Annotated in this window: 14 protein-coding genes; 8 read left to right on the top strand and 6 right to left on the bottom strand. The window is 59.3% G+C overall.

Annotated features, from left to right (window positions below):
- Window positions 1-11 precede the first annotated feature (11 nt).
- The 4 genes from FBZ99_RS14110 to FBZ99_RS14125 all read right to left on the bottom strand — a co-directional run bounded on the left by FBZ99_RS14110 (window position 12) and on the right by FBZ99_RS14125 (window position 3,449).
- Window positions 12-869, bottom strand: a complete 858-nt coding sequence (locus FBZ99_RS14110) for a carbohydrate ABC transporter permease (RefSeq protein WP_112722798.1) — start codon at window positions 867-869, stop codon at window positions 12-14.
- Window positions 866-1,753, bottom strand: coding sequence for a carbohydrate ABC transporter permease (locus FBZ99_RS14115; protein ID WP_113329835.1), 888 nt, complete (start codon window positions 1,751-1,753; stop codon window positions 866-868). The genes FBZ99_RS14110 and FBZ99_RS14115 overlap by 4 nt, the downstream gene beginning before the upstream one ends.
- Before the next feature lie 13 nt (window positions 1,754-1,766).
- Complete coding sequence (locus FBZ99_RS14120) at window positions 1,767-2,924, bottom strand: Gfo/Idh/MocA family protein (RefSeq protein WP_095433652.1); 1,158 nt, start codon at window positions 2,922-2,924, stop codon at window positions 1,767-1,769.
- A 192-nt stretch (window positions 2,925-3,116) separates the two neighbouring features.
- Window positions 3,117-3,449, bottom strand: coding sequence for a hypothetical protein (locus FBZ99_RS14125; protein WP_113329833.1), 333 nt, complete (start codon window positions 3,447-3,449; stop codon window positions 3,117-3,119).
- A 248-nt stretch (window positions 3,450-3,697) separates the two neighbouring features.
- Between FBZ99_RS14125 and FBZ99_RS14130 the strand changes: the two genes are divergently transcribed.
- The gene (locus FBZ99_RS14130; protein ID WP_246661107.1) at window positions 3,698-4,558 is read left to right on the top strand and encodes a glycosyltransferase family 25 protein; all 861 of its coding nucleotides are present in this window, start codon (window positions 3,698-3,700) and stop codon (window positions 4,556-4,558) included.
- Between the two features lie 68 nt (window positions 4,559-4,626).
- Here the strand turns inward: FBZ99_RS14130 and FBZ99_RS14135 are convergent, their stop codons facing one another.
- Entirely contained in the window at window positions 4,627-6,612 is a 1,986-nt protein-coding gene (locus tag FBZ99_RS14135) for a polysaccharide biosynthesis protein (RefSeq protein WP_113329832.1), read from the bottom strand.
- Window positions 6,613-6,827: 215 nt separating this feature from the next.
- Complete coding sequence (locus FBZ99_RS14140; RefSeq protein WP_145633733.1) at window positions 6,828-8,504, bottom strand: GumC family protein; 1,677 nt, start codon at window positions 8,502-8,504, stop codon at window positions 6,828-6,830.
- A 194-nt stretch (window positions 8,505-8,698) separates the two neighbouring features.
- Between FBZ99_RS14140 and FBZ99_RS14145 the strand changes: the two genes are divergently transcribed.
- From FBZ99_RS14145 to FBZ99_RS14175, 7 genes are all read left to right on the top strand, one after another.
- Window positions 8,699-9,778 carry a glycoside hydrolase family 5 protein gene (locus FBZ99_RS14145; protein WP_145323477.1) on the top strand — a complete coding sequence of 360 codons (1,080 nt, stop codon included), beginning with the start codon at window positions 8,699-8,701 and terminating at the stop codon, window positions 9,776-9,778.
- Window positions 9,779-9,866: 88 nt separating this feature from the next.
- Window positions 9,867-11,102: a hypothetical protein gene (locus FBZ99_RS14150; RefSeq protein ID WP_112722803.1), complete on the top strand. Its 1,236-nt coding sequence runs from the start codon at window positions 9,867-9,869 to the stop codon at window positions 11,100-11,102.
- Window positions 11,103-11,256: 154 nt separating this feature from the next.
- On the top strand, window positions 11,257-12,141 hold the full coding sequence (purU, locus tag FBZ99_RS14155; RefSeq protein ID WP_145633736.1) for a formyltetrahydrofolate deformylase: 885 nt from the start codon (window positions 11,257-11,259) through the stop codon (window positions 12,139-12,141).
- A 99-nt stretch (window positions 12,142-12,240) separates the two neighbouring features.
- Window positions 12,241-12,792: a hypothetical protein gene (locus FBZ99_RS14160; protein WP_145633741.1), complete on the top strand. Its 552-nt coding sequence runs from the start codon at window positions 12,241-12,243 to the stop codon at window positions 12,790-12,792.
- A 134-nt stretch (window positions 12,793-12,926) separates the two neighbouring features.
- The gene (locus FBZ99_RS14165) at window positions 12,927-15,854 is read left to right on the top strand and encodes an aminotransferase (protein WP_145633746.1); all 2,928 of its coding nucleotides are present in this window, start codon (window positions 12,927-12,929) and stop codon (window positions 15,852-15,854) included.
- Between the two features lie 509 nt (window positions 15,855-16,363).
- Entirely contained in the window at window positions 16,364-16,558 is a 195-nt protein-coding gene (locus FBZ99_RS14170; protein ID WP_015338438.1) for a hypothetical protein, read from the top strand.
- A gap of 261 nt (window positions 16,559-16,819) precedes the next feature.
- Window positions 16,820-17,818 (top strand): P1 family peptidase, encoded by a 999-nt coding sequence (locus tag FBZ99_RS14175; RefSeq protein ID WP_145633749.1) that lies wholly within the window; start codon window positions 16,820-16,822, stop codon window positions 17,816-17,818.
- The last annotated feature ends 12 nt before the right edge of the window (window positions 17,819-17,830 follow it).

Genomic DNA, 17,830 nt, shown 5'->3' on the forward strand with positions numbered 1-17,830 from the left:
GTTGATTGATTTTATTGCTTCACCGCGCCAGCGGTCAAACCGCTGACGAGATACCGTTGCAGGAAGAAGATCACGACCAGAGCCGGCGCGATGCCGACGAAACTTGCGGCCATGAGTTCGTTCCAGACGACCTCCTGCCGGCCAAAATAGGCAAAAAGCCCAACTGGCAGCGGCATGTATTCCGTCTTCGAATTGAAGGTGAGCGCATAGATGAACTGCTGCGCGTAGGAACCGATGAAAGTGGTAATGGCGACGACGGTGATGCCCGGCATGGCGATCGGCAGGATGACGCGGCGCAGCGTATAGAAATGGCTTGCTCCATCGACAAAGGCCGCTTCGTCGAGTTCCTTCGGAATGCGCATCATATAGGTGCGCAGCAACCAAATCCCAGAGGGAATGAGGAAAGCGACACCCGGTACGATCATGGCAAGATAGGTGTTCAAAAAGCCGAAAGAGCGCATGAGCCGGAACAGCGGGATCAGCAGTACGGCACCGGAAAACATGTTGACTGCCAGGAAGGCGCCGAGCAGCAGGCCAGAACCTCGGAACTCGAAACGAGCGAAGGCATAGGCGGCCGGCACGACGAGAATCAGCACGATGACAGTGCTCACACCGGAAATCAGGAAGGAATTGAAGATATACCAGCCGAAACCGGGCACGCTGGTCCACATCGTGCGATAGGCTGCAAAGGAACCATTTTCGGGAATGAACCGATAGGGCGACGAGAAAAGCTGGCTGAGCGGCTTCAGCGAGACCAGGAACCCCTCGACGAAGGGCGCCAGCACGAAGGTCAGGAACAGGAGGATCCCGGCATAGATGCCGATGAGTTCGTACCACTTGTAGCGATTGATCATGGCGGGCTGGCTCATCGCTGCTTTGCTCCCGTGGAAAAGCGGCTGGTCAGGCGGAAATAGGCAAGGCAGAAGATCGACAGGAAGATGCAGATCAGCACCGCGCGGGCAGCGCCTTCACCATATTTGTAAGATCCGATCGCAGTGCGATAGGTGTCGATGATCATCGTCGTCGTCTCGCCGTTCGGGCCGCCGCGCGTCAGGATCCAGATGATATCGAAGGAATTGAAAGTGGCGATCAGCGACAACATCGACATGGTGACCAGCGACGGCACCAGCAGCGGCAGGGTGATGCGGCGGAAGCGATAGAAGCGGCCGGCGCCATCCGTCCAGGCAGCTTCGTAGAGATCATGCGGGATCGCCTGCATGGCCGCCAGCATATAAAGAGTGACCATCGGCACGCCGATCCAGACGTCGGTAATGATCGTCGCCCAGAAGGCCGTGCTGCCATAGGCGAGGAACGCCACCGGGCTGTCGACGATGCCGAAACGCTGCAGCATGCCCGAAATCATGCCGAACTGGCCATTATACATCCAGCCCCACATGAAGATGCCGATCGCCATCGGCACAACCCAGGGCGGCATGGTCAAGACGCGGAAAAGCGCGCGGCCCGGAACAGCGGAATTCAACAGCGCCGCGCCCAGCGTGCCGATGATCATTTTGATCGACACGGAGAAGAACGTCCAGATGAAAGTCCGGACGATGACGCCTGCGAAAGTGTCGTTGAAGATCTTCGCGTAGTTCTCGAAACCGACCCAATTCGTCACCTTCTTCAACGATGCATCGGTGAAGGACAGGATTATGGTGTCGACCAGCGGATAGGCGACGATGACGGTGACGTAAAGGAGAGCCGGAAAAAGAAGGAGCCAGGCGAAGATGACCGTGCCGCGTTGAACACCCATCCTGCGCCCCTCCCTAGGCGGCTCTTGAATGAAGCGCTTCGTCGAACTCGTCCCAGATCGGCCGGAGATCGACGACGGTCTTCTTCATGCGGGCCTCGTCCATCGAGAGCGCGAGAATGCCGGCTTCCAGCGCATTCTGGGTCGACACCGGCAGATGCAGGCCCGTCTTGACGTGCGCGATAATATCGGCGGCCATCTGTTCGTCGGCGCCATAGTGCTGCGAAAGCGTGGTGGCCGCGTAGGTCTTCTCGATCACCTTCTTGCCGGTCAGCATCTCATGGACATTGAAATAACCGCGGATGAAATCGCCCTCGGCCATGCCGCGCGAGCCCATGATGGCGAAACGGCGGAACTGGTCCGGCACATTGAGATTGGTGTGGAAGTTCATGCCGACACCATTGGCATACTCAATGATCGCGACCTGATAGTCTATGATGTCGCCGTCACTGTCGAAGACCTTGTCAGACCCCATCCAACCGCTCGGCTTGCGATGGAAGAGCTCGAGATCGTTGATGCCTTCCCGCGCGGGATCGTTTTCCGGAATGAAGCTCTTGCGGCCGCCAAAGCTTGCGACCCGCTCCGGCCGCGCGCCAACCACGCCATTATAGAGATCGAGGTCGTGGCAGCATTTTTCCAGCATGAAGCTGCCGGAATAATGTTCGTATCGGCGCCAGTCACGCATGAAGAAGGCGCCGTGATAGGGTTCGATATGCTCGGCAGCCTCGATGGAAACGACATGGCCGAGCTTCCCCTCGGCCTGGGCGGCCAGGAGATCGCGATACATCGGCGAATAGCGCAGCACGAGACCGACATTCAGGCGCTCATGACCGAATTTCGCCATCAGGCGGGCAAGTTCGATACTGTCCTTGATGGTTGTGACGATCGGCTTTTCGCAGAAGATCTTGAGGCCGGCCTCGAGGCCGATGCGGATGTGATCGAGATGCATGTGGTTCGGTGAACCGATCATCAAGAGGTCGATCTTTTCGTTGGCGATCAGATCCTGGGGTGTTGCGTAGGCCTTTCCGGCTGAGATGCCCCGTTCGAGCAAACCGGGCAGGCCCGCGGGTTCCGGATCGACATATCCTGCAATCTCGAAGCTCTCGTCGATCGCCTTGAAGACATAGCCCAGATAGCCTAGGCGGAATCCCAGCCCAATGATTCCAACGCGCATGCTTTTATGTTCCCATTACGTAATTTATTTTCGTAACCTTGGGGCAAATTTTCGCATTCGTCAACGACGTTCGCGCATTTAACCAAAAACATGAAATTTATTTTCAGACCACCAACAAAACCTACCGACGCGAACATGAAGCCACGCTCGCTTTGATTGCGCTGCTGCTTAATTCGGCAGAATGCCTACGACTTATCTATCCGGCCCGTTATATTGCCAATATTGGTAGTTCGGCTTTCTGGTGCTGCTGGAAATGACGCCATTCTGATCGCAAACGTAACCGAGGCGCGGCAAGCCGCGGTAGAACGGACCTTCGTGAAAATAATCGGCGTACACGGTAGCGGTGCGACATTGAAACTTCTCGTCATCAGCCATTTTCGGCGCAGTAACTCCCGGAAGGTCCTTGTAAGGATAGACGGGAGCTACATATGGCTTGGGGAGGAGCGGATTGTCGGCAAGTGCGGCCGCCGGCATCAAGACCGCAAGGGACAGGGCAGCAATGGCGATTTTCGACTTGATCCACATATACTGCTACGCTCCTTTACAAATGCGAGCGCAACGACCACACGCCGCATATCACAGATATAATGGGGCTGGGGTCATGCGCCAACGGGTTCCCCGATCAAAATCATGCGCACGGGATGGTTTCCGCATCGCCGACGCGGGCCATTCACGCTACGTTACACCAAAAAAAATGCTTTTATCTGCAAATACAATGCAGGCGTGTGCAAGCGATTTGCGACAAGTCATAAGCATGTTATATAGTATGAAAATTGTCATCCTGGTTGTTGTCGGCGCGATTTCTGTTTGAAGGAGTAACAGTCATTCTCGAACAGATTAATCGTATCCCGCCTCTTGTTGACCCGGAGATTGCTGACGATGCCGCTCAGCAGGTTTCCATTTATGTCATCAATCTTGATCGCTCGCGTGATCGCTGGGAACGACTGTGCAACAAGGCCGTCGAATATGATCTGCATATCACGCGCGTTCCTGCCGTCGACGGACGTGTCGTCGCGGAGGCAGACCGCGTCGATTTTCATCCGCATTCGTTCATCTATCACAACGGCCGCAAGCTCCTGCCGGGAGAGTACGGATGCTACCGCAGCCATCTGATCGCGCTGGAGCAATTCGTCGCAAGCGGCGACAAGATGGCGATCATCATGGAAGACGACGTCGAGCTCAACGAGAAGCTTATCCCGCGTGCAATCGCAGCGATGGAAAGCGTCCAGGGGGCGCGTCTCGTCAAGCTCGTCAACCATCGCCTTGTCGGCTTCAAGCCGATCTGCGAAACCAGCGAAAACGATGTCGTCGGTCGCTGCATGCATGGTCCGCAGGGATCGGCTGCCTGTTATATCGTCAACCGCAAGGCGGCCAAGAAGCTGCTGACGACGCTGAAGCCCATGCTTCTTCCCTACGACGTCGCTTTGGAACGCGGCTGGTCAACCGGCGTCGAGACATTCACGACCTTTGAAAACCTGGTCGATTTCAGCCCGCACCGCGCCCACACCACGATCGGCAAACGCGTGCATTACCGCGCGGTAAAGCGGCATCCGCTGTTGCGGCTCACGGCACATTGGTTCCGCACCTGCGATCAAGTGCGCCGCTGGTACTACGCCATCGCAATGAAGCAGTAGCTGCGGCAAAGCTGCGAGGCCAAGCCCGAAAGCACTAAGAGACGCCGGTGTCGTGACAGGACACGCGCCTATAGCTGTGCAACGTTATCAAGGTTGGGCTGATCGACCGTCAGATCCGTCTCGCGCTCGCGATAGACCAGATCAACCACTTCGCTGCTCGGCGCATAGCCGGAAACGAGCTTTTGCAGCAGGGCTTTCGCCAAGGGAATGTCGTTTTCATCCAGTGCCGCCTCGAGTGCGGCGAGCCGCCTCGACAGCTCCGGCCAGGGCAGGAAATCCTCCTTGGCCTGCATGATGCGCGGATGGCTGGTCGGCTGCGGGTTGTCGCCGATCAACAGTTCCTCAAAAAGCTTCTCGCCCGGTCGAAGGCCGGTGATTTCAAGCTCGATATCGCCATCCGGCTCGTCCTGGTCCCGCACGGTCAGACCGGACAATTCCACCATTCGCCGCGCGAGATCGGCAATGCGTACCGGTTCGCCCATGTCGAGCAGGAAGACATCGCCGCCGCCCGACATCGCGCCCGCCTGGATCACAAGCTGCGACGCCTCGGGAATGGTCATGAAATAGCGGGTGATATCGGGATGCGTCAGCGTGATCGGGCCGCCGTCGCGGATCTGCTGGCGAAAAAGCGGCACGACCGAACCGGATGAGCCGAGCACGTTGCCGAAACGCACCATCGCGAAATTGGTACTGTCGGTGCCGGGCTTGCGATCTGCATCCATCGCCTGCAGCACCATTTCCGCCAACCGCTTGCTGGCGCCCATGATGTTGGTCGGACGCACAGCCTTGTCGGTGCTGATGAGGACGAAATTTTCGACACCATGATCGCGCGCGGCTTCAGCCGCTATCCGCGTTCCCTGCACATTGTTGCGAATGCCTTCGACGGGATTGTATTCGACGAGCGGCACATGCTTGTACGCAGCGGCATGATAGACGGTCTTCGGCCGCCAGGCCTGCATGATCTGTCTGATCCGCTGGCCATCGCGGACGGAAGCCAGGAAGGGAATGATGCGCACATCGGCGGCGTGGCCGGCGGAGGCGGCCGCCTTCTCCAGCTCGCCGTGAATGGCATAAAGGGCGAACTCGCTCTGTTCGATCAGCAACAGGGAGGACGGACCGTTCTTCAGGATCTGGCGGCAGAGTTCGCTGCCGATCGAGCCGCCGGCACCGGTGACCATGACGACCTTGCCGCGAATGTTCTTCTCGATCAGACCGCGATCGGGAGCGATCACGTTGCGGCCGAGCAGATCCTCGATATCAAGCTCGCGCAGATCCGAAACCGCGACGCGGCCCTGCGCGAGCGCCGTCAGATCTGGCATGGTCCGTACGGTGACGCGAGCTTTGCGCATGTCTTCGAGGATTTCGTTGCGCCGCTGTCGCGTGGCATTCGGCAGGGCGAGCAAGACGCCCTTGATCTCGCCTGAGACTACGAGCGCCGGCAGATCGGCCGGATCATAGATCGGCAGCCCGCCCATAATGCTGCCATGCAGGTTGCGATCGTCATCGAGATAGCCGACGACGTTCAGCTCCGCGCTGTTGGCAAGCGCACCCGCAAGCTGACGCCCTGAAGCACCGGCGCCGTAGACCAGCACCTTGGCAAGCTGATTGCGATTGAGAAGGCGCTGATAGGCGTTGCCAAGCCAGTAGCGTGTCCACATGCGCGACAGGCCGATCGCGATCAGCAGCAGCAAGGGCTGCAATATGCCGACGGTGCGCGGCACGCCCGGCACGCTGATGGCGGTAAAGATCGTCATGAAGGCGAGCGCATAGATCGCCACCGCCTTGACGACCGTCACGAACGCCGAAAGGCCGGCATAGCGGAAGATGGCGCGGTAAAGGCCGAGGACGATGAAGATCGGAATGGCGAGCAGAAGGGAGACGATCGCCGGCAGCCACTCGACGCCTTCGAGGATGACCCAATCGTCAAGGCGAAGACAATAGGCAAACCAGACCGTCAGCACACACAAGCTGGCATCGACCAGCAGCGCAAGCGCGCGCTTGGTGGAGCGCGGCAACGCCAGAAACGGTAGAACGAGTTTATCCGCGGGCACCATCGATCAGCTTTCCCTGGCGCCAGTCATCGGAGCAACGCACCGCTTTTCTCGCATAGATTGTCTCACAAAGTATCGCACAACGCTTAATGACCGTATCGCGCTTCCATTAGCAAGACCCAATCATCCCCAGCGCCGATTTACATTTAGAACAGTCGACGCGCAATTGCATCCTCAATGCTGAAAAAGGCGGCCGATGCGAAAGGGTAAGACGATGGTCACTTGCCGAAATAGCTGCGGATGACGGGATGCCGAAACAGGCCGAGGAGAACGGCAAACGCCATGCCAAGACCGGCACCAAAGATTGCGCCGGCGATCAGCCCGGCCACCATCATCACCTTGCGGCTCGGCCCATCCGCCTTCAGTGGCGGTTCCGCCTCCGAGATCACGCGAATATTGCTCTGCGAGAGGTCCTGGGCATCGCTCGCCTGACCGGACCGTTTCAGCAGTGATTCATAGAGATTGCGAGCCGCGGTCGCCTTGCGCTGCAGCTCGTTCAGGCCGACAAGCTTGCCTGAGGTATTGACCTGCGAGGCCTTCTGTACTGCCAGTTCTTTGGCGATATCCTGCTCGGCCTTCTGTGCCTGCTCATAATCGGCGCGGGCCGAGGTCATCTGCCGCTGCAGCTCCGCGCGGATTTCGGCGGCGAGGCTATCCAGCGACGATTTCGCGGCGAGCAGGCGCGGATGGCGGGTGCCGAGCTGGCTTTGAAGGCTGCCGACATTGGCCGCCATCGTCGCGTATTGCTGCCGCAGGCTGCTCAATGCCGTCGATGTCACCCCTGCGGACGGATTGTTGGAGACCACATCTTCAAAGCTGAGCTTGCCGGCAGCGTCCGCGCGGGCTCTTGCCTCGATCGTTTTCTGCTGGGCCGTTACCAATAGGTCGTTCAGAGCGGTCAGACGTTTGTCGGAGATCAGATTGCCCTCGACGGCCACCATGTCGTTGTCGGCGCGATAGGTTTCGACGGCCTTTTCGGCTGACAGTACCTGCTGGCGCAGATCCTCCAGGCGGGAATCGAGCGCCGTATTGCTGTTCTTGTAGGTGCTCGCAGCCGCCTTGCTCTCTTCCTCCATGAAGGAGGTCACAAGCTGGTTGGCGATCTCGGCCGATTTTTGAGGATCGCTCGTCGTCACCTTGGCATTGACGACGTAGGTGCTGGATTCGCGGGCGATCTGCACGGCTTTCGCCAAGGCGGCGGTGGCCACATAATTTGCCGCCTCGCCAGTGGCGCCACCATTGAATTTCGGATCCTGATCGAGTTTCAGCGCATCGACGACGCGCCCTAGCACCTTGCCGGAAGACAGGATCTGCGTCTGGCTGTCGATCATCGTCGTGATCAATTCCGGTGGCGTCGGCGCCTGCTGGGCGGAATCGGAGCCTCCGACCGGCCGAGGGTCGAAATAGAGGCTGGTCTCGGCGGTGAATTTCTGCGGAATAAGGGGAATGACCGCTCCGCCCAGAACGGCGCCGGCGCCTGCCAGGGCAAGAACAACGAACTTCTTCGCCCAGATCGAAGCGATGGCCGATCGAAGATCAAGCAAAGGCAATTTTGCCGCCGGTATCGATGCCGTCGGAGCAGCGACAGATGCCGGTACAACAGCAACCTGCTCGACAGTAGGCACCGCAGCGGTGACAACCGGCTCGGAAACGGAGCGGGGGGCCACCGGCTCCTCAACATCGGATCGCTTCGGCTGACTTTGCGGAACGGCGGCATCCGGAATGGGCGCCTCAAGCTCTTCGGAATGTGCCATGGGCTCAGCAGCGGCGACGAAATCCCGAGGGCGCAAGACAGGACTGCGCAAGCGCATACCGTCGCGCCGTATGTCAGACGGCTCGGTATCGCGCCAACCCGCAAGTCGGTCCGATCTCTTGCTTCGTTCCATTGAGCTCATGGCAGACTTTCAATGCTCCGCAGACGCATTCCACGCAGCAGGTGCCGGAAGTTTAGAAACGTTTGGCTAACGGAACATTAAGGACGCTCTCAGGAAATCGCGTGGCACGCGCGCGCATGATCCATCCCTTCATCATTGCTCAACACCATTATCCCTATGAAAAGCCACACGCGCACGGAAGGCAGGGCCATGCAATGACCGCATCGATGACGAAAACTCTGCGACGCCTGCTGGCCGCCACGATCATGCTCGCTTTCACGGCGCAGGCGGAGAGCCCCCTTGCGGCGCAGCAACTATGCTATCGCGGCGTCAATCTGTCCGGTGCGGAATATGGCGAGCGCGGCGGGGTCGTGAATGTGAATTACACATATCCGTCCGAACAGACCGTGCGCTATTTCGCGGAAAAAGGCATGAATACAATCCGCCTTCCCTTCCGATGGGAACGGCTGCAGCCCGTGCTCGGAGCACCTCTCGATGATGACGAACTGCAGCGGCTGAAGGATGCCGTCGATCTCATCCAGAAGCATGGAATGACAGTCGTTCTCGATCCCCACAATTACGCCTATTACGACAAGACGCAGCTCAAGCAGGCTCCCGCGACCGATCTTGCTTTCGGCGATTTCTGGGCGCGGCTTGCGGTGGAGTTCTCCAATCGAAAGGGCGTCGCCTTCGGCCTGATGAACGAGCCCCACGATATCAAGGCTCCCGATTGGCTCGAACTTGCCAACACCGCCATCCGCAGCATCCGAACCATCGGCGCGCGCAATCTCATTCTCGTACCCGGAACGAACTGGACGGGGGCGCATAGCTGGTCGGCCGACGTTCTGGGCGGCGGCGCCAATGGCACGGTCATGCTCGGCGTCAAGGACCCGATCGATTTCTACGCCTTCGAATTCCACCAATATCTGGATTCGGACAGTTCGGGCACGCACCCGGTCTGCGACGGCACCGACAAAGCCGTGAAGGGCATGAACGACGTTACCGACTGGCTGCGCAAGAACGGGAAGCGCGGATTCCTCGGTGAATTCGGCGTCGCCGCCAATGATGGTTGCCTCGACGGTCTCAAACAGGTTCTCGACATCATGAACGCCAACAGCGACGTGTGGCTCGGCTGGACCTATTGGGCCGCCGGCGACTGGTGGCCGCCGGAGGAGCCGCTCAACGTCCAGCCACACAACGGCCGCGACAAGCCGCAGATGAAGGTTCTTACCGAGGGGCTCAATCGAAAAGTGTCGCTGGCAGCCTCATGCGCGTTGGTCAAGCCGGCGAAATGATCAGTGACGGGCAGCCGGCTCTTTGTCGCGAATCATCGGCCTGATATGCTGCCGCCGCCAGTGAAGACGTCACCACTCCGGATATCTGATGCAACGTTCAGGCGAAAAGCAGCCGATCAATTTCGTCATTCTCACGATTTCGCTGCTGGCGGTCTGCTATAACTGCATCCTTGCCTTCATCAATCACAATATCACACCGCTGACGCCGAGCTCCGTCGTGCTGTCCGAAGTGCTGTTGCAGGTCGCCGCCTTCACCTACCTGCTGACGAAAGGCATATATGAGGAGGACATAGCACCGCTCCTTTATCTGCTGCTGACCATCGTGCTGACGGTTTTCGTCATCGCCATCAACAAGCAGGCCTATATCGATCATCTCCGCAACGTGATGATCATCTTCGCTTTTTCGATCATGGGGCGGCTTGCCAACGAGCGCACCGTCAAGCTTGCCTTCAAGATTTCATGCTTCATCGTGCTTGCCGTGCTTGTCCTGGAAATCGTGTCGGTCAAGGAATATGTCGCGCTGTTCCATCCGGCCGAATATTTCCAGAATACGCGTGGGGTGCCGCCGGCGACCTATAGCGATATCGGCCTGTTTCGCGGCGCGCTTGGATTCGAGGGCCGGTTCTCTTTCGGCCTGATCGACCACCGATCGTCCTCCATCTTCCTGGAGCAGGTCTCGCTTGCCAATTTCTGCGGCGTGATGGTGCTGTATCTGATCAGCTTCTCCAATCGTCTCGGTTTGCTGGACCGGCTGCTGTTTTTCTCGACGGTCGTGCTGATCCTGCTGACGAACGACACACGCACGATGCTGATCTTCAGCCTCATCTGCGTTGCGGGCTATTTCATCTATCCATGGCTCCCGAAGACGCTCGACCTGCTGACGATGCCCGGCATCATCGTTGTCGGCTTCGTCATTCACGCGCTCGAGCCGAGCGTGACGGGCGATAATTTCGTCGGGCGCATCAATGGCACGGTCAAAGCCTTCCTCGGCATGGACCTGCAGAGCACGATCGGGCTGCAGCTCGATCAGGTCGGCATCTTTTTCGACAGCGGATATGTCTACATCATCTATGGCGCCACCATCTTCGGCCTGATTCTGTTCTGGCTCTACGCCTCGCTCTATCCGGGCGGCGAAACGGTCAATCAGCGACGCCTTGGCCATGCGCTTTCCCTTTTCCTGTTCCTCAATCTGATGATCGGCTCCACAGCCATCTTCTCCATGAAGACGGCCGGACTGGTCTGGCTTCTTGTGGGATTCCTGAAATTCAACGAGGGAAGTCTGGCGAAACCACCGCAAAAGCTTTCGCTGGCAACCGGCGGCTGAGGCGGGGATACGCCGTTCGAAGACGCAACGGGAACGGCTTTTTGCCCGTCATCCTGCCTAAATATCCGTCGAAACATGGCTGGGGGGAGGTATTTCCCAGACCTCCGATTTCATCTAAGCAGGCGGACATCCTCGGGATAGAAGAGATAAAGACATGACGAGCTATGTATTGACAGTGACGTGCCAATCGACGCGTGGGATCGTTGCGGCGATCTCGAACTATCTGGCCGGGCAGGGCTGCAACATCGTCGATTCCAGCCAGTTCGACGATCTCGACACCGGCATGTTCTTCATGCGCGTCTCCTTCATCTCCGAGGAGGGCGTCGGTGAGACGGCGCTTTCCGAAGGCTTCAAGCCGATCGCCGAGAAGTTCGCCATGGATGCCGAGATCCATGATGCCAAGAAGCGCATGAAGGTGCTGCTCATGGTCTCGCGCTTCGGCCATTGCCTGAACGACCTGCTTTATCGCTGGAAGATCGGCGCGCTGCCGATCGACATCGTCGGCGTCGTCTCCAACCATTTCGACTACCAGAAAGTGGTCGTCAATCACGACATCCCCTTCCACCACATCAAGGTGACGAAGGACAACAAGCCGCAGGCCGAAGCCCAGCTTTTGGAACTGGTCGAGCAGACCGGCACCGAACTCGTCGTACTGGCCCGCTACATGCAGGTTCTGTCGGATGCGCTGTGCCGGAAGATGTCGGGCCGCATCATCAACATCCATCATTCCTTCCTGCCGTCCTTCAAGGGAGCGAACCCCTATAAGCAGGCCTATGAGCGCGGGGTGAAGCTGATCGGGGCGACAGCGCATTACGTCACCGCCGATCTCGACGAAGGTCCGATCATCGAGCAGGACACGGCGCGCATCACGCATGCGCAGTCTGCCGAGGACTATGTCTCGATCGGCCGCGATGTCGAGAGCCAGGTGCTGGCCCGCGCCATCCATGCGCATATCCACTATCGCACTTTCCTCAACGGCAACCGCACCGTCGTCTTCCCGGCAAGCCCGGGATCCTACGCCTCCGAGCGCATGGGGTGAGGCGCAAGCGCGCGATTTCGGCTGGCTTCTTTCCCTTTTCGCTCCGACACGCGATTTGATATCACCGGTATCGAATCGCCCGGAGATCGAGGAGAGGACATGTCATTCTACCGCAACGGCGCGCTGCTGCTGGCGGCGCTCCTGCTATTTGCGCCGGCATCCCATGCCCAAACGGCAGAACAGGACCCTTCCAAGATCGATCTTGCCAAATTGATCGAATGCACGACCTATGACGTGCCAAGCTACAACAATTTCGCTCTATGGCTGACCGGACCGGAACGCGCCACGGCCATGAAACAATTCGGCATCAGCGAGCTGCCGTCGGATAATCCGTTGTTGCGCGAATTCCAGCTTTCGATGCCTATGATCGTTTTCGGGCGGCAGACGAACAGGATCGCCTTCGCCTCCACCGGGCCGCTTGCCGTGCTTGACGAGGCGGATCCGCATCCGCTCGCCAAGCAGCTTGGCGTCACAGCTTCCGTCGACCAGCCGAACAAGTTTCTCGGCGAGAAGATCGTCCTGTCGCGCAAGAACCAGCAGGAAAATTCGGACACCGTACTGGAAACGCGCATCTCGCTGAACGTCTCCACTGTCGATACCCATCCGGGCAAGACGCTAGCCGGTTGCAGCTATTCCATCGAGGTCGAATAGGCTGTTATGCCTAGCCGGCTGCATTCTGCGGCCTATCTTCCTCCTCGCTGCTCGACTACCCTATCTGTTTTGGGTAATTTTCTTTAGGATGGAATGGTTTAGTGTCGATGCGAATGAACCATCCGGGGGATGCCATGGCCGACGCCACGCTCGTGAACCGTATGCAACTGCCGAGACCGGACGTTACACCGGAGGAGGCGGCCGAGATCCTGCAGACGCATTACGGTCTGAGCGGAACACTGACCGAGCTCGGCAGCCAGCAGGACCGCAACTATCGCATCGATGCCGGCGAGAACGCCTATGTGCTGAAGATCTGCCGGGCCGAATACGAGCTGGTCGAGCTCGAGGCGCAGAATGCCGCGATCCGCCATCTGCACGCCAAGCCGGATGCGCCGCGCGTGCCCGAGGTCATCCCCTCACTGAATGGCCGCGATATCCTCGCCATCACTCTCCGCGAGCAGGATTACCTCGTCCGGCTGCTCCGCTTTCTCCCCGGCCAGACACTGACGCGGCGCAACTACCTGCCGCAGACCTCCGTGGCCGGGCTCGGCGCGCTTTCGGCTAGGCTTGCACGCGATCTTGCCGATTTCGATCATCCCGGCCTGCACCGCAGCCTTCAATGGGACCTGCGACGGGCAGGACCCGTTGCCGTGCAGCTGCTGTCGGCCATAACCGATCACGAGGCGCGCGACCGCATCGCCAAGGCAATGGTCGCCGCCGTCAAGCGCATCCAGCCGCTCGCGAGCCAATTGCGTGTTCAGCCGGTGCATCATGATGTCACCGACGACAATGTCGTCAGCCATCCCGATGCGCGCGGACAGCTCGTGCCCGATGGCGTCATCGACTTCGGCGATATCATCCAGGGCTGGCTGGTCGGCGATCTTGCTGTCACCTGTGCGTCGCTGCTACATCATGCAGGCGGCAACCCCTTCCACATCCTTCCGGCAATCAGTGCCTATCATGCGATCTATCCACTGGAGGAAGTCGAAGCCAAAGCCCTGTGGCCGCTGATCGTCGCGCGGGCCGTCATCCTCACCGCCAGCACCGAACAGCAGCTCGCTATCGACCCCGACAACGACTATGTGCGCGGCAATCTCGATTTCGAGCGCGAAATCTTCGATGTCGCAACCGAGGCGCAGCCGGATGTGATGGAAGCGGCGATCCTGCGGACGATCGGTTTTGATGTCGCCCCAGTCGTGACTGACGGCTGGTCGCCGCTGCTACCCGACATCGACTCCTCGCAGATTGCCGCCATCGATCTTTCCGCCACCGGGCCTGACTTCACGGACGGCAACTGGCAGAAGCCTGATATGGACTGGCGGCTGCTTGCCCAGACGGCAATCGCTTCCGGGGCTGCGGCGACCCGCTACGGCGAATTCCGCCTCTCCCTTGCTGCGCCGCTTAACATGAGGCAGCCACAGAATTTCGCGCTGCATTGCGATATCTGCCTGCCGGCTGGCGCGACAGTTGCGGCTCCCTTCCCTGGCCTTCTGCAACGGCAGGGCCAGCATTTCGTGCTGGTCGGTGAAGAAATCAGCCTGCATCTCGACGGTATCGAAAGCGCTCTCGAGGACGGAGCGGCTATCGAGCAAGGCGCGACAATAGGAACGATCGGCAGCGAGGGCTCGGCAATCGGAGGATTGCGCATTCAGCTTTGCCGCGTGCCCGGCCTTGTGCCGCCGCTTTTTGCGACGGCGGATCAGGCAGAGGGGTGGTCGGCCGTCTCCCCCTCGCCCGCCGCTCTTTTGAACCCGGCCTGCGAGGCGCCACGGCCGGACGCTTCCGCGCTGCTTTCTCTGCGCAATGCCCGTTTCGCGAAGCCGCAGAAGCACTATTACGAGTTCCCGCCACAGATCGAGCGCGGCTGGCGCGAATTCCTGTTCGACACGCGAGGGCGCTGCTACCTCGATATGGTCAACAACGTCACGACGCTCGGCCACGCCCATCCGCGCCTGACGGCAGCGATCGCCCAGCAATGGTCTCGCCTCAATACCAACTCCCGCTTCCATTATGCCGCCGTTGCCGAATTCTCCGAGCGACTGGCAACGCTGGCACCTGAGGGACTGGACAGCGTCTTCCTCGTCAATAGCGGCTCGGAAGCCAACGATCTGGCGATCCGCCTTGCATGGGCGCACACGGCCAAGAGAAACATGCTCTGCCTGCTGGAGGCCTATCACGGCTGGACGGTTGCGAGTGAGGCCGTCTCCACCTCGATTGCCGACAATCCGCAGGCGCTGACGACGCGGCCGGATTGGGTGCACCCCGTCCTCTCGCCGAATACCTATCGCGGGCCGTTCCGCGGCCCGGATTCTGCTCCGCATTATCTCGGCGACGTCATGGCGAAACTGCGGGCGATCGACGAAAAGGGCGACGGCCTTGCCGGCTTCATCGCCGAACCGGTCTATGGCAATGCCGGCGGCATCGCGCTGCCGCATGGCTATCTCGCAGGCGTTTATGACGCAGTGCGCCAACGCGGCGGCCTTTGCATCGCCGATGAAGTGCAGGTGGGCTACGGCCGTCTCGGCGAGCATTTTTGGGGCTTCGAAACGCAGGGTGTCACGCCCGACATCATCACCATCGCCAAGGGCATGGGGAACGGCCATCCGCTCGGCGCCGTCATCACCCGCCGCGAGATCGCCGAATCGCTGGAAAAGGAAGGCTATTTCTTCTCCTCCGCCGGCGGCAGCCCGGTGAGCTGCGTCGCCGGTCTCACCGTTCTCGATATCCTCAAGGATGAAAATCTGCAGGAAAATGCCCGCGTCATCGGTGACAGGCTGAAGGCGGGGCTGATCGCTCTCATGGATCGATTCCCGTTGATTGGCGCCGTGCATGGCACTGGGCTTTATCTTGGCGTGGAATTCGTGCGCGACCGCGAAATCCTGACGCCGGCGACCGAAGAAACGGCTGCGATCTGCGAACACCTGCTCGATCTCGGGGTCATCATGCAGCCGACCGGCGATCACTTGAATGTGTTGAAGATCAAGCCGCCGCTATGCCTCGCAGCCGAGAGCGCCGATTTCTTCGTGAAGGCCCTGGAAAAGGTGCTTGAGGATAGATTTTGACGTTCTCGTCACGCCATTAACCATTGAGGTGTTTTAGCGGCGCGTGAATTTTAATGCTGCCGGGGCATTGTCGAATCTCGCGCCAGTTCCTATCTGTTGCTCGGTGATCGGCGAGCCGTACCGACACGGGTAGCAATCCGAAGGTTTTAAGACAACCTTCCCTGCAACCCGCAAGACTCGGAATTTTATTTTCCCGATCGTCGACATTTTGACATCTTTCGGAATATGTTTCTGAGGATGCAATCGCTATTATCTACTAATTTAGTAGATAATAGTACATCGATCGCGGTGCCCCTCACGGGGGCCCTAACAAGTACAACGCCAATTGAGGAAGTGACATGCTGAATAGAAAAGTCATTGCTTCGATCCCTAGGCGGTCCGTGCTTGGCAATGACCGCTCGGGCGCGCTCTCCCGCCCGTGCTGTCGAATGTGACGTTCGTCCTCCTTACCGGAATCAAACAGTCAATTCGCCATGTCTGCGCTGTGCTTGCGCAGAGGGAGTCTATTTATGAAGAAGCAAGTCATCGAATACGCCGGCGTCCCCGTCGGCATCGTCGTTCCCGATCAGGATCGGCTCAAGTTCATCGCTGTAAAATATCATGTCCATGATCTGGACGAGCAGCATTTCAGAAATGCGGACGAAGTGAAGCTTGCGATCCGCGACCTTCTTTCCCGCCAGCAGGCAAAACCGATCCATGTTTGATGGGTCGGATCACCTGCGCTTTTACTCATTCCCATCCCCAGCCCTCACCCTTTGATAGAATCAGGGTGGGGGCTTTTTTATTTGAGGCCATCGCGGCGCCTCCTGCGAAGGAAGCGTCCGCCGGCTCCTTGTGAAACGCCGAAGCTCCAAAGCCTCCGGTCCCGGACCGCTCGGGTTGAACAAACCCATCTTGTCTTTTCCCCGTCTTTACGATCCTATCGCCATGGCGACCTCGCGTTGTAAACGGCGAAGGATTTTTCATTGGCTGACCTCCTCAATCTCCTGACCGATGTCGAAGGCGTCGCTGTCGGTCACTCCACCGACCTTACGCTCGGCTCCGGCGTCACCGCCATCGTCTTCGATGAGCCGGCTATCGCCTCCTGCGCCGTTCTCGGCGGCGCGCCGGGTGGGCGGGATACCGCATTGCTGGATCCTGCAATGACCGTCAGTGCTGTGGATGGTCTCGTGCTCTCAGGCGGCTCGGCCTTCGGCCTCGATGCGGCCGGCGGCGTGCAGGCAGGCTTGAGGGAGATGGGCCGCGGCTTGAAGGTTGGCGATGCGCTGGTGCCAATCGTGCCGCAGGCGATCCTGTTTGATCTCATCAACGGCGGCAACAAGGATTGGGGGCTGCACTCGCCCTATCGCGACATGGGATATGCCGCCTTCAAGGCTGCAAATAAAGGGCCGTTTGCGCTTGGAAGCGTCGGCGCCGGCACCGGTGCCACGACGGCAACGGTCAAGGGCGGCCTCGGCTCGGCAAGTGCCGTCAGCAGTCGCGGATACAGAATCGCCGCCATCGTCGCCGTCAATGCGCTCGGTTCCGCCACCATCGGCGACGGCCCGCATTTCTGGGCGGCTCCCTTCGAGCAGAATGGCGAATTTGGCGGTCTCGGCATGCCGCAGGTGGTCGATTCACGCCTGCGGCTGAAGGGCACCGACATCACCGCCACGACCATCGGCATCGTCGTCACCGACGCTCAGCTGACTAAGGCTGAGGCGCATCGCCTCTCCATCTGTGCTCACGACGGCTTTGCGCGTGCGCTTTTACCGACGCATCTGCCGCTCGACGGTGATACCGTATTTGCCGCTTCCACCGGCAGGCATACGCGCGACGATATGCCTGGTTTCATGGAGCTCTGCCACCTCGCCACCATTGTCATGGCGCGCGCCATCGCCCGCGGCGTCTACGAAGCGACGGCGCTGCCGGTCGAAGGCGGGCAAGTGGCGTGGCGGGATCGCTTCGCTAAGCCCGCCATCTAACGGGAGCTCCCG

It is taken from the genome of Rhizobium sp. ERR 1071 (assembly GCF_007828675.1).
Classification (GTDB): Bacteria; Pseudomonadota; Alphaproteobacteria; order Rhizobiales; family Rhizobiaceae; genus Rhizobium; species Rhizobium dioscoreae.

Coding starts and splice junctions, on each gene's coding strand:
- FBZ99_RS14110 (WP_112722798.1), bottom strand. CDS start 869: ATGAGCCAGCCCGCCATGATCAATCGCTACAAGTGGTACGAACTCATC.
- FBZ99_RS14115 (WP_113329835.1), bottom strand. CDS start 1,753: ATGGGTGTTCAACGCGGCACGGTCATCTTCGCCTGGCTCCTTCTTTTT.
- FBZ99_RS14120 (WP_095433652.1), bottom strand. CDS start 2,924: ATGCGCGTTGGAATCATTGGGCTGGGATTCCGCCTAGGCTATCTGGGC.
- FBZ99_RS14125 (WP_113329833.1), bottom strand. CDS start 3,449: ATGTGGATCAAGTCGAAAATCGCCATTGCTGCCCTGTCCCTTGCGGTC.
- FBZ99_RS14135 (WP_113329832.1), bottom strand. CDS start 6,612: ATGGTGCCCGCGGATAAACTCGTTCTACCGTTTCTGGCGTTGCCGCGC.
- FBZ99_RS14140 (WP_145633733.1), bottom strand. CDS start 8,504: ATGAGCTCAATGGAACGAAGCAAGAGATCGGACCGACTTGCGGGTTGG.
- FBZ99_RS14145 (WP_145323477.1), top strand. CDS start 8,699: ATGACCGCATCGATGACGAAAACTCTGCGACGCCTGCTGGCCGCCACG.
- FBZ99_RS14150 (WP_112722803.1), top strand. CDS start 9,867: ATGCAACGTTCAGGCGAAAAGCAGCCGATCAATTTCGTCATTCTCACG.
- purU (WP_145633736.1), top strand. CDS start 11,257: ATGACGAGCTATGTATTGACAGTGACGTGCCAATCGACGCGTGGGATC.
- FBZ99_RS14160 (WP_145633741.1), top strand. CDS start 12,241: ATGTCATTCTACCGCAACGGCGCGCTGCTGCTGGCGGCGCTCCTGCTA.
- FBZ99_RS14165 (WP_145633746.1), top strand. CDS start 12,927: ATGGCCGACGCCACGCTCGTGAACCGTATGCAACTGCCGAGACCGGAC.
- FBZ99_RS14170 (WP_015338438.1), top strand. CDS start 16,364: ATGAAGAAGCAAGTCATCGAATACGCCGGCGTCCCCGTCGGCATCGTC.